The following is a 14,871-nucleotide window of genomic DNA, read 5'->3' as shown; positions in this document are numbered from 1 at the left end:
ATGTACAAGATAAAAGGCATTGATGGTAGCAAAAGTTTGGTAAGAGTTTGGTAAACACTAGGTTTGGAACATTTATTGCTCCTCCTTTTTAATACTCCAACCCAATAACAAGGTGTATGATGCGCAATATTCTAAGCGGTGCCCTATTGGCCCTCCTTTTCTTTGTCCCACTGCTCCATGCCCATCCTCTGAGAAAAAACATAGGCGGGATGTACCAACACCAAACAACCCTCAACACTCCCGTGTACAAACAAGCCACAGGGACGATTAGTGAGGGGTATTTGGGGCATCCCGCAACCTTGTACGCCCGAAGAATGAACGCCACAGGTGTTGTTACGCTGTGGATTCGCTACACCTCAGGCGGCCACACGCACCAAGCCAATGGCCCAGAAGCGACCCGTTTAATTAACCTGTACAAACATAAAGCATTATCACACCTGTAACACAACCCTCTAAAGGATTAGCGCTTTAAGCCGATGTGCTTGACATCAAAAGGAAGCATTATGGCAATACATGTAAACCCTGAACGCTTTAGCGCGGTGGCAAGCAAACCCTTAAACGGCTCACAATACCTTCAACCCAAGGAGCGCGAAGCACTCCTAGAATCTGGTGTCAAAACCCGCCTCGAAGGGGACGTCTACACCAAAGAAGGGGTGCAATTTAACCGTCTCTCCAAAACGGCCTTGCGCAATGAAACCCTCACCAAGCCTCAAACCAAACCCGACGAAGGCCAACGTTTCGTTGCCTTTCGCAACCCCGACAACCCCGAAGAAGTCCTCGTCATCCAACTCGACAAAAACACCTTAAACGACCTCAAAACCACCTTTGGCAAAGAGGATGTTTTCACGCGCGAGGATGGCATCGTTCGCCTCAATGGCACAGCTGAACGCTACGTGGCAGGCTGGCTTAAAGAGATTGTCCACACGCGAGGCTACGGCGAAGCGGATGTTAACAAAGACGGCACTATTGACGAGAGTGAACAAAACGCGTTACGCCTTGGCTTTGACCACAACCTCGTCTACGAACACGCAGGCAAAGACGTCACCGCCATCAGTACAAGCGTAGGCGCGCGCCGCTATCAAGCCTATGGCGACACCTTTAATGCGCACAATCCTGCTGACATCACCACCACACAAGCTCTTGATTTTAAGCGCACGGTGTATGAGGAACTTGGTCACACCCTTGATTTAGACCAAGACAAAAACGGTACCATCACCCTAGAAGAAGGGCTAAGCACCTACGCCAGTGAGGATAAAAATGTTCATGAAACCCTCGTAAGTGCCGTTGAAAATGCCCACCTCGTGTGGATTGAGCAAGACAACCCCACCCTAGAGCCCAATCGCCTCGCCTACCGCGACCTCTCCATGCTTGAAATCCAAACCCAAGAAGAACGCGAAAGGGCACTAGAACAATTCAAACACAAGGTACTGGCCGCCTTTGAAGAGCAAAATTTCTTCTTTGAAACAGCCTTTCGCACCCTAGAGAAGGAAGAAAACCTTTACATGTAAGGCTAATTTTCAAGGTTTTTTGGCACCCAAAAACATACTTTACGTTCTAAATTCGGCAAGCTTTGTGTTAAGCGCTTCGGTCATACGGTTAAGATGCTCTACTGCCGAGGCAATCTCCTCAATACTGCGTGCATTTTGCCCAGAAATCTCACCGATTTTTCCCACATTGTCTGCCATGGTGTCAATCTCAGCACCTGTCTTGAGGTAGTTTTGTGTTGTTGACTCCGAAACTTCTGTTGCGTTTTCCATGGTAAAAAGCATGGTGCTTATTTTTTCTTCAACACCCGAAGCGGTTGTTGCTAACGTGGCTATTTTTTGGGAATTGTGCGTCATTTGCTCACTGCTGTCTATGATGGACTGCACGATGACATTGATGGTAGCGTTAATCTCTTGGAGGCTTTTTTGGGTGCGTTCAGCCAGTTTGCGCACTTCATCGGCCACCACAGCAAACCCGCGTCCGTGCTCTCCTGCGCGCGCGGCTTCGATGGCGGCATTAAGGGCCAAAAGATTGGTTTGATCAGCAATATCACCAATGACCACCAAAATCTCTTTTACTTGCCCAGCATCGTGGCTTAATTGTTGAATTTTTCGTGCCAATTCCACCTCTGTTGCCGCACTTTCTTGAATCTCACCCGTAAGTGACAAAATAGATTGGTTGGCTTCAGTAAGATGAGTGTTAGCCTTTAGTAGTTCTTCTTTGCCTCTTTTGGCATCTTCCACCCCTTGAACAAGCTCATCTTTAAGCACCAACGCCGAAGAAACGGTAGTATTGATGATATGCATCGAAGCTTCCACGGAACGCCCAACTTCTAAAGAAGTAGAAGAAAGCTCATGGGAAATAGAAGCATTTTCCCCTGAGAGAGACTTGGCTTCTTTGACAAGAATCCGTACCTTTTCAATAAAACGGTTGATGCTCGTGCTTGCTAATGCAATCTCATCTTTTCCAGTAACTTCAAGGGTTTTCGTCAAGTCCCCATCCCCACTAGAAAGGGCGTCGGCGCGCTTCATGAGATTTTCTAAAGGCATCGAAACAGCCCGCTTCACAACACCTCCCATTACAATGGCACTTAATAAAAGCATCACAAGGGCCACGATGGCAAATTCTGCCATCTCTTTTTGTACCTCTTCCTCAAGAGCGCCCTGAATGCGTTCAACATTCTGTTCCACCGCGTCCACATAAACACCCGTGCCCATCATCCAATTGTAGGGCTCAAACAGTACCGCATAGGAAAATTTTAATAACGGCTCCCCGTCTTTCACTTTGGGAAACTCATAGCGCACCAACCCACCACCTTGCTTGGCCGCCTCGTTTAACTCCTTGATAATCATCACACCATTGCGGTCTTTGAGGTCGATGAGGTTTTTCCCTTCCAATGTTTTATTGACAGGAAACAAGACATTAGTTCCGTCCATTTCATATATAAAAAAATAACCGCTTTTGTCATCAAAAAACAAAAGGTCCCCAAGCCTTCCTAAAATGGCTTTTTTAATAGTATCCTCATCCGCTCCTTGTGTTTTTTGCGCCGTATAAATAGACATCGCCAACTGGCCAGCAATACTCATGAGGGTTTTAAGTTCCTCTTCACGATAACGGTAGGCACTTGCTTTATATTCGTTCACAAAAGCTTGTGTCTTTTTGTTTATATCCAAATAAGCCAACACTGCCATAGAACTGCCAAGCGCCACCAGCGAGAGCATAAGTGCCACCAATATACGTGTAGAAATTTTCATCATTCCACCCCTTATAAAAATATTCAACGCGTATTCTACAAAATCAATGGTCACCTATCGGCCATTCAGCTATTTTCATGCAACAGGCTACTGTGTTTGAATACTTCCGCAAACACCGCTCTTTTCGGAAGGGGGGGGGGTGAATTACTATCATAAAGTATCATTATGGTCACATCTTGGCTCGTTACATGACTGTTTCATGACTTCCTTAGTGTTAAAATGCGAAAGTTAGCTATCGCCCTTAAGGATTCACATGATGAACAGCCTTTTTACATTGAAAAACAAAACGGTTCTTTTTGCTGAAGATGATGCTGTCATGCGCGAACAAACCGCTGAAATCCTCAGCATGATGTTCCAAAAAGTCTACACGGCTAAAAACGGACAAGAAGCGCATGAAATCTACGAAGATGAAAAACCTGACCTTATCATCACCGACATCAAGATGCCCCTCAAAGACGGCTTGAAGTTAGTCGAGCAAATTCGCAAACACGACTACACAACACCCATCATTTTACTTACAAGCTTCACAGACCGCGATTTGCTCATCCATGCGGCCAATCTTTCCATCGATGGCTACCTGACCAAGCCCGTGCAATTTGAGCAGCTCACCTTAACCATTTGCACTTCCATGCAGCGCATCCAAAAAGATTTGGGCATGTTACACTTTGGCGATGATATCACGTACAACATTGGCACGAAAGAGCTCTACCGCGAGGGGAATCCTCTCACTTTGGGCCCCAAAGAATATGAGCTTTTGGAGCTACTCATTAGCAAACGGCATTTGGTTGTGAGCAAAGAAGAGATCGCAAGTCGCTTGTGGCCACTTGATGCCATTTGTGACTCAGCCATCAAGAACCTCATCTTGCGCCTTCGCAAAAAACTTGGCGATGACCTCATCCTTTCTGTACGCAGTATCGGGTATCGCATCAATACGGATTACCTTGTTGAAACTTCAAAAACATCTCAAAAATACCACACGCGAGGCTCTTGTGAAACATAAACTGTTTTTGCTCATTGGTTTTGCCATGCCCCTTTTGGCTTCTTACGGTTCCGTTGGTGAAAGGGTGCCAAACCTTTTGCCTCAGGTTGTGGGGATTTCTCTTTTTGCAGGCATATTTTTAACACTCTTTTTTCATAATTGCATTTTATATATTGCCACCAAGGAAAAAGACTACCTCTTTTACACCCTCTATATTTGCGCGCTCTTTGCCTTTGCACTCTCCTTCCAAGACCACCTTTTTTTTCTTTTTCCCCACCATCCAAACCTTAGTCTGAGCATCAAAATTTTAAGTTTTCAAGCAAGCATTGGTTTTTTGGTTGTCTTCACGTTACATTTTTTGAACATCAAAACACTTTCACTAGCCCTTTACCGCACAGCGGGCCTTGTTGCTCTTCTTGCCATCTTATTTGCCCTACTTGGCTTTTTCTACTTTAGAGAGCCCTTGTGTGCTTTGGGTTTTTTCCTTACGCTTTCCCTCTCTTTTTTCTTAGGTTTTTTTGCCATGCCGCACCGTTCCGACTTGGCAACCTACTACCTCATTGGTTTAGGAGGATTGACCCTAGGAGCTTTTGGGGCTTTTTTAGGAAGCCTTGATGCATTGCCAAGCCTTCCTTGGCATGACCTTTTACTCATAGCGGGTATCGCGTGGCAAATGCTTGTTTTTTCCATGGCACTAAGCCGCAAAATACGCCTCTTGTCTATCGAACATGCCAAGGCGATGATGCAGATTAAAACCCAAAATAAAATGCTTTTTCTCCAATCACGCTACACCTCCGTGGGCGAACTCGTCCGCAACATCACCCACCAATGGAAAGAGCCCTTAGGCGAGATTGGGGCCATTCAGTCCAATCTTAAAAGTTCCCTTGTCCTCCAAGGAAGCATTACCAAAGAAAAACTAACCCATGCCATCGATTTAAGCCACCACATCATCACCCATCTTGCTCAAACTATCGATACGTTTTACTCTTTTTTTAAATCCCAAGCCAATGAACAGTACGAATTTAATGCCGTTAAAACCATAGAAGACATCCAAAAAATGGTAAATTACACCTTTAAAACGGAACATATTGCGCTTGTTTATGAACCTCAAGAATCCCACATTTTTTTACTGGGAAACCCCAATGAGTTTTCCCATGCTATCCTCAATCTCATCCTTAACGCCAAAGATATCCTCATCCAACGGCAAGTTTCAAATCCTACTGTACATGTAAGCATTTCTCAAACCTTCAACCATGTCTTAGTCACCGTTGAGGACAATGGAGGAGGCATCATGCAAACGCCTATCGCATCAATTTTTAACATCGGCACAACCTCACATGAAAAAAACATTGGGCTTGGTCTTTTTATCACTAAAACCATCGTTGAACAAAAAATGCAAGGCTCAATCGAAGCGCAAAACACTCCTCAGGGAGCTTGTTTTAGCCTTCATTTTCCACACCACGTTTATGAGGCGCTTCAAAAGGACCCTGACACGCTTTTTGATATTGAGGCAAGCACCATTAGTCGCATTTCCCATCTTGAAAAAGACATCAAACACCATATTGAAGTTGAAAAAAACCTACGGCACTGGGCGCAGATTTTTGAAAAGGCCAACTGGGGGATTGCTATCTACGAAGCACACAGCAAAACACTCACGCTAATGAACCCTGCCCTCAGGGCTCTTTATGGCTACAATGAAGAAGAGTTAAGTCACCAGCCCCTAGCATTACTTTTCTCGCAAGATTGGCAAGAAAAGCTAGAGGGTATTTTTCACACCGTTCATCGTACGGGCCAACACACCTTTGAGGCAATCCATCGAAGAAAAGAGGGAGAACACTTTCCTGTTGAAGTGGATGTGATAGCAGTCAAAGAAGAGGAGCATCACTCCTTTTTGTATTATATTGTCAATATTCGCGACCTAACACACTACAAAAAAACACACCAACGCCTTTTGCTCAAAACCTTTGCGCTCGAGCACATCCATGAGGGAGTGTTTTTAATAGACCAGAATTCGCGCTTCCAATATGTCAATCAAGAGGCTTGTCGCTCTTTGGGGTATTCTCGCACAGAACTCCTGCAAATGCGCGTAAAAGACATTGACCCTGTTTTTCCAAGCCACAAGTGGTCTGAACACTGGGAAGAGCTAAAAAAACAAAAAATTATCACCCTAGAATCTACCCATCGCCATAAGGATGGCACTCTCTTTCCTATTGAAATTGTCAGTAATTACATGGAATATGAGGGCATATCCTTTAACATGGCCATGGTAAGAAACATCACTGAGCGCCGTTTGCTTGAAGTAAAAAAACAAGACGAGCAAACCAAACTCTTCTTTGAACGCCAACTCGTAGGTATGGCTATTAGTTCTCCAAACAAACAATGGCTCAAAGTCAACGACAAACTCTGTGACATGCTAGGCTACACCCGTGAGGAACTTCTTCTTAAAACGTGGGAGGAAATCACCTATCCTGATGAAAAACTCGTTCAAGACAATGCGCAATTTGAACGCGTTCTTCGGGGCGAACTTGATGCTTTCTCCCTGAGAAAACATTATATTCACAAACAAGGGTATCTCATCATGGTAGAGATGCTTACACAGTGTGTGCGCTCAGAAAACGGGGAGGCGGAGTACTTTCTTACCCATGTTCAAGACATCACCGAACAAGAGGCCATTGCTGCAGAACGCAGTGCAAAAAATCGCGAACTAGAAAAACTGCTTGAATTTAACAACAGCATCATTAACACCATTCCTGACCTTTTGTTTGAAATAACACCCGAAGGTGTTTATCAAAACATCTGGGGACGTGAAGAGACTTTGTTGCTAGAAACCAAAGAGAAGTTGCTCACTAAAAATATTCGTGACGTTTTACCTAAAGACGCCCTAGCGGTATCCCTTAAAACCATGGAAGAAGTTGACATAAAAGGGTTTTCTCTTGGCAATTGTTATGCTCTTGATTTTCCCGATGGAAAACGGTGGTTTGAGCTCTCCGTCGTCAAAAAACAATCCGATAACCACTACATGGCACTTGTACGCGATATCAGTGAGCGAAAACATGCACAAGAAGCCCTTGCTAAGCTCAACAAAGAGCTAGAAGAGCGCATTCAAATGCGTACAGCTGAACTCAAAGAAGCCCTTGCCTTTAACCAAGGCATCATCAATGCCATTCCTGATTTACTGTTTGAACTAGACAGCAAAGGCAATTACTTGAGTATTTGGGCGCAAAATGAAGCCTTTTTGCCAGCACCAAAAACGCAACTACTCCATAAAAACATTGCGGACGTCCTCCCCAAAGAAGCTGCGAGGACGGTTTTTGAAGCCCTTCATGAGGCGAGCACCCACGGGGCTTCTTTTGGAAAAACAATCCAATTGGTTTTAAAAAACTCGGTGCAGTGGTTTGAACTTTCTGCTTCAAAAAAAGCATCGGGAGAAACCTTTATCGTCCTCTCTCGCGAGATAACGCAAAGAAAGCAAACCGAAATAGCTCTTGTCCAAAGCGAAGAAGCCTTTCGCGCCATGGTTGAAAATTCCCCTGATGTGATTGCACGGTACGATTTGGCATGTCGCCGCATTTATGCCAACCCCAAAATGCAGCGTCTTTTAGGGCGTCCTTATGAGGAAATTCTTGGAACAACCCCCGACAGCTTTTCCTCCCTTCTTGATATCTCTGTTTTCAAGAAAAGCTTTTTTTACACCGTAGATAGCAAGCAAGAATCTGTCTTTAAAACAGATTTTTTTACAAGCACCTCTCCTCAAGTGCGCCAAGGGCTTGTGCGGCTTATTCCAGAAATGGATGCCCAACAAAACGTGACAAGCGTCTTGTTGGTGGGTCGTGACATTACCGAAGAAGAAGAGACCAAAGAGGGGTTAGAGCTTTTACAGGAGGCTATTAACAACCTCGGAACAGCTCTTTTTGTGATTGACCACAACAGCACCATTATCTTTGCTAATGCCCTTGCTTGCCAACAATTGGGCTATACCCAAGAGGAGCTAGTAGGAACCCCTGTCTCAACCATTGACCTATTGATGAGCTCTGAGAAAATCTCAACCATCGCTCAAAACATTACCCTTGGGAAAACGCTTACATTTTATACCCAACACACCACGAAGCAAGGGGAAAAACATCATGTAAAAATTCAAGGAACCTATTTTCAATTTAATCAACATTACTATGGCATTTTGCTTGCAAGTGTCAATCCCGTGTCACATTTGACACCAACAGGACAACACCCATGACTTACAAGTCACCTTTTTGCAACCTACAATCCACTGGCCTTTGTGCAAACAACATTATTCAAAATCTTCCAGGATTTGCCTACACGTTCAAACTCCATGCCAACAAAAAAGAGGAATTTTTATTCATCAGCGATAATGTGACCCACATCTACGGCATGGACGCCAAAACCGTCCAGGAGGATATTTCCGCCTTACGCGCCGCCTTTCACCCAGAAGATCTTGTTATGTTCAAAGAGGCAATGCACCACTCCGCCCAAACACTCACACCCTTTCATTTTGTCTTTCGCTACCTTCATCCTACCAGGGGGCTTATCTGGCTTGAAAGCAATTCCCAACCCTCAGCCCAAAATGATGGGAGTGTCATTTGGCATGGCATCACCCTTGACATCACCAAACAAAAACAAGCCGAAGAAGTATTGGCCAGTACCGCCACCCGTCTCTCTTTTCTCCTTAATACCATTCCTGATTTGGTGTGGATGAAAGACACTGAAGGGGTTTTTGTTACATGTAATCACGCCTTTGAACAGCTTTTTGGAGCAAAAACAGCAGAAATTATTGGAAAAACAGATTATGATTTTTGGGAGCGTGATTTGGCGGATTGGTTTCGCCAAAAAGATAAAGAAGTCATTACAAGAGGGACTGTTACCACCTACGAAAGCAAACTTGTCTATCGCGCCACAGGAAAAGAAGGGCTTTTGGAAACAAGAAAGGCACCCGTGTACTCAGAAGAAGGTAAACTCATGGGTGTTTTGGGCATAGCCAAAGATATTACTGAGCAAAAACAAGCTGAACAAAAAATCGAATTTTTAGCCAATCACGATACGCTTACAGGCTTTCCCAACTACACCTTAGCAGCTGACAGAATGAAGCAGGCCATTAGACATGCTGAGCAAAATGCAACAAAAATAGCCATGCTCTTTGTGGATATTGATGACTTTAAAGCCATCAACGATTCATTGGGCCATCGCGCAGGGGATGAAATCATCTGTGCGATTGGAAAGAAGATTAAAAAATGCTTGCGCCAAACGGACACGGTAAGCCGCCAAGGGGGTGATGAGTTTTTAATCCTCCTCACAAACGTTCGCGATGCTGAAAATGTTTCTGCCATTGCCGACAAACTTACGGCGACACTCAACAGGTCTTTTCGATTCAACGCACACACCTTTTCCACTACTGTTTCTATTGGCATCACCCTTTACCCCAATGATGGAAATACCTTTGAGACCCTGCTTCAAAGAGCCGATATTGCCATGTACAAAGCCAAAGAAACAGGAGGAAATGCTTACTGCTTCTTTACAGAAAAGATGAATCATGATGTCACCAAGTACTTACATGTACAAAATGACCTCAAGCAGGCTCTTAAAAATAACGAGTTTGAGCTCTACTATCAACCGCAAATTAACCTTAAAAACCGCCAAGAAAGCGGAGTGGAAGCCCTATTGCGTTGGGCGCACCCCTTGCGAGGCATGATTTCCCCAACAGATTTCATCCCGGTTGCTGAAAGTAGTGGGCTGATAGTCCCCATAGGCGAGTGGGTGTTGCAAGAAGCATGTCGACAGGGTGCTTTATTGCACGCCAAAGGAAAAAGCTGTACCGTTGCGGTCAATATTTCAGCCATCCAGTTTAAACGCGGAGATTTAGAACAAACGGTCAAAAACGCCCTAAGCGCCTCTGGTTTTGCCCCTTGGTGTTTAGAATTAGAACTAACAGAATCCATTTTAATTCACGACACCGAACATGTTTTTCGCACCGTTCAAAAACTAAAAAATCTCGGCGTAAAACTTTCTATCGATGATTTTGGCACGGGATATTCAAGCTTATCCTACCTCAAGCGCTTCGCTGTTGATAAGTTAAAAATTGATCGCTCTTTTGTAAAAGATGTCACCCACAAAACAGAAAATACCGCCATTGTTAAAGCTATCATCCAAATGGCAAAAAGTCTTAACCTTAAAACTGTAGCCGAAGGGGCTGAAGACAAAGAGACTGTTGCTTTGCTTGAAGCTTGCGGATGCGATGAGGTGCAAGGGTTTTACTTTGCCAAACCCATGCCTTTTTCCGCACTTTTAGAATATTGCACCGTCTTGAAGAAAAAAAACCAAGGGTAGATTATGTGACTAAAACATGACCACTGGAATGTTAACATTAGGTCTTTGTAAAACTTAACCCCCTTAGGAAAAAAGTGATTAGCCAAGCAACATTGCTCCTTAAACAACATTTTTACTGTTTATCCGCCTTGTTGCTGGCTGCCGCTACGCCCGTAGCTATGGCAAATAATAATACCCTCGATGCGACACTGATTCCACTAGAAGAGTTACTTCAGATTAAATACATTCCCGCTAGTCATCTTGCCAACCAAGTAAGCAATGCCGCCTCCGCTGTTTCTGTTGTCACGGCACAAGACATTAAAGAGTATGGCTATAAAACTCTAGAGGAAATCCTTGCTAGCATGCGAGGGCTTCATTTAACTCACGATTATTCTTATAGCTTCCTAGGAGGCAGAGGGCTTAGTAGTCCTGGCGAATACGCCGGACGTATTCTTCTTTTTGTTGATGGCTACCTTCTAAATGATAGCTTTTATGGTCAAGCCTATTTTGCCAACGACGGACTCTTGGATGTTTCGTTGATAGAACGGGTTGAGTTTATCCCTGGAGGCGGTTCTACAGGCTATGGTAACGGCGCACTCCTTGGCGCCATTAACATCATCACCAAAAATGCTCAAGACCTATCAGGTGCCCATCTTGCCTATGGCTACGGAAGTTTTAACTCTCAAGAAAAACGCTTCGCCCTTGGCGAAACCTTTGACAACGGTGTCAACATCCTTCTATCGGCCTCCGTGCTTCATGCCCATCAAGATGACTACCGCCACGACACCATCAAGCAAGAAGGTAGCAAAGAAAAAACAACCCGTTTTTTCCTCAAAGCCGACCATGAAGGGGTTTCACTTACGGCGGCATGGGCGAAGCGTGGCCTACACACCCCTTCGTATACTACCCATGGGATAATTGGTGCCCCTGGTTTCATCAGCGACGAAAGTGCTTTTGTGCGTCTAAAACACGACACCGACTTAAGCCATGCCCTAAAGCTTTCCTCATCCCTATGGTATGGACATTACCAGTACCGCACTATAGATGAAGTGGACCCCACTCTTTATATATGGCACGATGAAACAACTGCAAGATGGCGCGGGGTGGATGTAAAATTGATTGGAACATGGTTTGAAAACCATACCCTCTCTTTTGGAGCCGAGTACCGCCATGACTACCAGTGGGTAAGAAAAGATTTTTACAAGGATGCTTGGTGGAATGAAAGTTACACCGAAACTTTTACGCCAAGAAAAACGTACAGTGGCTATCTTTACGATGATTTTGGGCTCACCCCATTTTTGAAACTAAACTATGGCTTTCGCTATGAAAAAAGCGATATCCCCATGCGTGTACTTAGCCCCCATGCCTCGCTTTCATGGAATGTGCACCAAGAGACCACATTAAAGTTTTCTACTGGCAAGACCCAGCGCCAAACCAATGGGTCTAACCTTGCGCACAAAACACCCGAACAAGTTAAAACTCTTGAACTCGTCTTAGAGCAAGGCTTAGGAAAGGATGCAAAACTCTTAGGCTCACTCTACCAATACACCATTAGCCATATTTACGGCTACAATAAGAGCGACATTCATTCCAAAGGCTTTGAGCTAGAGTTTGAAAAACAGTGGGAAAACAGCACACGCTTGCGCACAAGCTACGCTTGGCAAGAATCTAAAGATGCCTCCTCTAACACCCAAAGACCCAACTCGCCCGCCCATCTTATCAAGCTCAACCTCTCTTTTCCCCTTGTGGAAAAGCACCTTCGCGCAGGATTAGAAACCCGCTACACAAGCAAACGTAGACTGGTGGATACCAGCGAACAAACCTATGCTCCGGCGTACTGGCTTACGAACCTCACTCTCACAACGCACCGCCTTGTGCCAAACCTCGCCACGCGTCTAAAAGTACACAATGTTTTTAACAAGCGGTATGAAAATGTCATCGCTTATCCTTATTTTGATGGGCATCCAACACTACGCGACCAAGGGCGTACTTTTTGGTTAGAAATGGAGTACAGCTTCAAATGAAACAATTTCTCCTTTTCTTTTTTTTATGTACCACTGGTATTTTTGCACAATCCAAAACGGTAGATACCTTGCCAGAATACACCCTCAAGGCGGCCTATGTATACAACTTTGCCCTCCTTGCAGAGTGGCCAAATCAAAAACAAAAAGACGACTTCACTGTTTGCCTCTTTGGGGATTATACATTTAATGATGCCTTTGTGGCGTTAGAACAAAAGCAGATTGAAAAGCAATCTATTAAAATTCGCCAAATCAAAGCCAGAAGCGATCTTTCCTCTTGCCACATCTTGTTTCTCTCAAAACATGAACACAAACACAGCCAAAGCATTTTAAACAGTATCGCCGAAGAGCCCATCCTTACCGTTACAGACGATGAAGATTTGGCGCAAGCACATATTCAAATCCTACAGCACAACGAACGTTTGGTTTTTTCCATCAACCTTGGCACCCTCCAAAAATCAAACCTTACCCTCAGCTCACGCTTGCTTCGACTTGCCAAAAAGGTAACCCCCTGATGCCCTTGATTGAAAAATTTTTGGAAAACAAATCTATTCACCAAAAACTCATCTATTCCAACGTTTTAAGCATCGCGCTAGCGGTACTTATGATTGCGTCCATCATGTTTGTCAACCAATACATCTCCATCAAAAGCGCCATCCTTCAAGAGATTCACACACAAACAGATATCATGCGCGATGCTTCCGCTGCTGCTGTTGCCTTTGAAGACAAGGCGGCGGCGATAGAAACCCTTGGGGCACTCAGAAGTGCTAGCAACATCCTCGAAGCGCACCTTCTTTTGACGGATGGCACAGTTTTAGCTTCCTATGCCAAGGACTCTAGCTCTCCAAAAAAAAATAACTTTGCTAAAAAATACACAAGCAAAGGGGTTGAAGAGGTTACCCTTGGAGCTATTCTCATAGGTAAACCCATTTTTTTGCGCCAAAACCTTGTTGGAACAATTTACATCATAGGAAATCTGCAAAGTTTTTACGTACGACTGGGGTGGTATGTTGCAGCAACGCTTGTGGCGACAGGGATTGCTTTTTTACTGGCGAAATTGCTTGCGGGGCGCATTAGCCAAAGCATCACAGGCCCCCTAGACCGCCTCCTTAGAGCCACCAAGCAAATTACAACAGAAAACGATTACACAACACAACTAGACATTGGCACCAACGACGAAGTGGGGCATCTCTCTCAGGCTTTTGGCGAAATGGTGTCTGAGATTAAAAAACGCGACCTTAGCCTTCAACAGTTGGCTTATTATGACCGCGTTACAGGACTTCCCAACCGCCATTACTTTGAAGAACGCATCACCCAAGCCATTGAAAATGCTCAGCGCTATGGAACCTATTGTTATTTGATGATAATTGACTTGGATGATTTTAAGATTGTCAACGACACCCTTGGGCACTCCATGGGCGACTTGCTTTTGCATAGCGTCAGCGAAAAACTCAAACACACGCTGCGCAACAATGACAACGTTTTTCGCATTGGCGGGGACGAGTTCGCCATCATTGTCGAAAACCTCGACAAACACCCAGCCATTAGCAATGTTGCCAAAAAAATCATTCGCGCCCTCTCCTGCCCCATCCCCCTAGGTGAAACCTCCGTGCACATAGGAGCCAGCATTGGCATTAGCCAGTATCCCGCCCTCGCCCAAAACAAATCCACGCTCATTAGCACAGCAGACGCAGCAATGTATGTGGCAAAAACCCAAGGAAAAAACAACTACAAACTCTATACTTCCAAGTAGCCTTACATGTAAGGGTCTTTACATGTAAGGGTCTTTTTGCCTCCAATGGAGTTTTTTGTTCTCCAATACCCCACCACCGCTAACACCACCATCCCAAGGGCAATGGCAGGGACAAAGGTGGGAATAGGCACAGGGTCACCTGCGGCATAAGAGTGCATGCCTGAGAGGTAGAAGTTCACCCCAAAGTAGGTCATGATGACCGACCAATAAGCAAACATGGAAGCTACGGCAAAGACATACTGGGAATTAAGCCCAGGTACATAACGCAAGTGACCAATGGTGGCATACACTAAAACAGTCACCAAGGTCCAGGTTTCTTTAGCATCCCATCCCCAGTACCTTCCCCAAGACTCATTAGCCCACACTCCTCCTAAGAAGTTTCCTACAATGAGTAAGCTTAAGCCTAGGGTCATGGCCATTTCATTAATCTTGGTGGCTTCTTGGATGTTAGCATCAATCTCCCTACTCCTTGCATCCTCACGTTTGGGATTACGCAAGAGGAGCAGAAGAAGGGTAAAGGCACCCAAAAGGGCACACAAGCCTAAGAACCCGTAACTGGCT

Annotated in this window: 10 protein-coding genes; 8 read left to right on the top strand and 2 right to left on the bottom strand. The window is 44.8% G+C overall.

Annotated features, from left to right (window positions below):
• The first annotated feature begins 119 nt into the window (after positions 1-119).
• A complete protein-coding gene (locus AC5SLM_RS12600) occupies positions 120-443 on the top strand; it encodes a hypothetical protein (protein WP_495251319.1) in 324 nt (107 codons plus the stop codon).
• Between the two features lie 60 nt (positions 444-503).
• On the top strand, positions 504-1,508 hold the full coding sequence (locus tag AC5SLM_RS12595) for a hypothetical protein (protein WP_495251318.1): 1,005 nt from the start codon (positions 504-506) through the stop codon (positions 1,506-1,508).
• A 39-nt stretch (positions 1,509-1,547) separates the two neighbouring features.
• Here the strand turns inward: AC5SLM_RS12595 and AC5SLM_RS12590 are convergent, their stop codons facing one another.
• Positions 1,548-3,239, bottom strand: coding sequence for a methyl-accepting chemotaxis protein (locus AC5SLM_RS12590; protein ID WP_495251317.1), 1,692 nt, complete (start codon positions 3,237-3,239; stop codon positions 1,548-1,550).
• A gap of 253 nt (positions 3,240-3,492) precedes the next feature.
• On the opposite strand from AC5SLM_RS12590, the gene AC5SLM_RS12585 reads away from it, so the two are divergent.
• The 6 genes from AC5SLM_RS12585 (at position 3,493) to AC5SLM_RS12560 (ending at position 14,310) form a co-directional block, all read left to right on the top strand.
• On the top strand, positions 3,493-4,239 hold the full coding sequence (locus AC5SLM_RS12585) for a response regulator transcription factor (RefSeq protein WP_495251316.1): 747 nt from the start codon (positions 3,493-3,495) through the stop codon (positions 4,237-4,239).
• Entirely contained in the window at positions 4,229-8,452 is a 4,224-nt protein-coding gene (locus tag AC5SLM_RS12580) for a PAS domain S-box protein (RefSeq protein ID WP_495251315.1), read from the top strand. The genes AC5SLM_RS12585 and AC5SLM_RS12580 overlap by 11 nt, the downstream gene beginning before the upstream one ends.
• A complete protein-coding gene (locus AC5SLM_RS12575; RefSeq protein ID WP_495251314.1) occupies positions 8,449-10,557 on the top strand; it encodes a putative bifunctional diguanylate cyclase/phosphodiesterase in 2,109 nt (702 codons plus the stop codon). The genes AC5SLM_RS12580 and AC5SLM_RS12575 overlap by 4 nt, the downstream gene beginning before the upstream one ends.
• Before the next feature lie 74 nt (positions 10,558-10,631).
• The gene (locus tag AC5SLM_RS12570; protein ID WP_495251313.1) at positions 10,632-12,560 is read left to right on the top strand and encodes a TonB-dependent receptor plug domain-containing protein; all 1,929 of its coding nucleotides are present in this window, start codon (positions 10,632-10,634) and stop codon (positions 12,558-12,560) included.
• A complete protein-coding gene (locus tag AC5SLM_RS12565) occupies positions 12,557-13,072 on the top strand; it encodes a YfiR family protein (protein ID WP_495251312.1) in 516 nt (171 codons plus the stop codon). The genes AC5SLM_RS12570 and AC5SLM_RS12565 overlap by 4 nt, the downstream gene beginning before the upstream one ends.
• The gene (locus AC5SLM_RS12560) at positions 13,072-14,310 is read left to right on the top strand and encodes a sensor domain-containing diguanylate cyclase (protein ID WP_495251311.1); all 1,239 of its coding nucleotides are present in this window, start codon (positions 13,072-13,074) and stop codon (positions 14,308-14,310) included. The genes AC5SLM_RS12565 and AC5SLM_RS12560 overlap by 1 nt, the downstream gene beginning before the upstream one ends.
• Before the next feature lie 2 nt (positions 14,311-14,312).
• On the opposite strand, the gene AC5SLM_RS12555 is transcribed toward AC5SLM_RS12560, so the two are convergent.
• On the bottom strand, positions 14,313-14,871 hold a 559-nt coding region (locus AC5SLM_RS12555), incomplete at its 5' end, for a cytochrome c biogenesis protein (protein ID WP_495251310.1).

The sequence above is a fragment of the Sulfurospirillum sp. HTRB-L1 genome (genome assembly GCF_059415125.1).
Note: the sequence above shows the minus strand (reverse complement) of the source record. Positions and strands in the feature narration are given on the sequence as shown.

What these genes read in the sequence shown, in the direction of transcription:
- AC5SLM_RS12600 (WP_495251319.1), top strand. Translation starts at nt 120, where the DNA reads ATGCGCAATATTCTAAGCGGTGCCCTATTGGCCCTCCTTTTCTTTGTC.
- AC5SLM_RS12595 (WP_495251318.1), top strand. Translation starts at nt 504, where the DNA reads ATGGCAATACATGTAAACCCTGAACGCTTTAGCGCGGTGGCAAGCAAA.
- AC5SLM_RS12590 (WP_495251317.1), bottom strand. Translation starts at nt 3,239, where the DNA reads ATGAAAATTTCTACACGTATATTGGTGGCACTTATGCTCTCGCTGGTG.
- AC5SLM_RS12585 (WP_495251316.1), top strand. Translation starts at nt 3,493, where the DNA reads ATGATGAACAGCCTTTTTACATTGAAAAACAAAACGGTTCTTTTTGCT.
- AC5SLM_RS12575 (WP_495251314.1), top strand. Translation starts at nt 8,449, where the DNA reads ATGACTTACAAGTCACCTTTTTGCAACCTACAATCCACTGGCCTTTGT.
- AC5SLM_RS12565 (WP_495251312.1), top strand. Translation starts at nt 12,557, where the DNA reads ATGAAACAATTTCTCCTTTTCTTTTTTTTATGTACCACTGGTATTTTT.
- AC5SLM_RS12560 (WP_495251311.1), top strand. Translation starts at nt 13,072, where the DNA reads ATGCCCTTGATTGAAAAATTTTTGGAAAACAAATCTATTCACCAAAAA.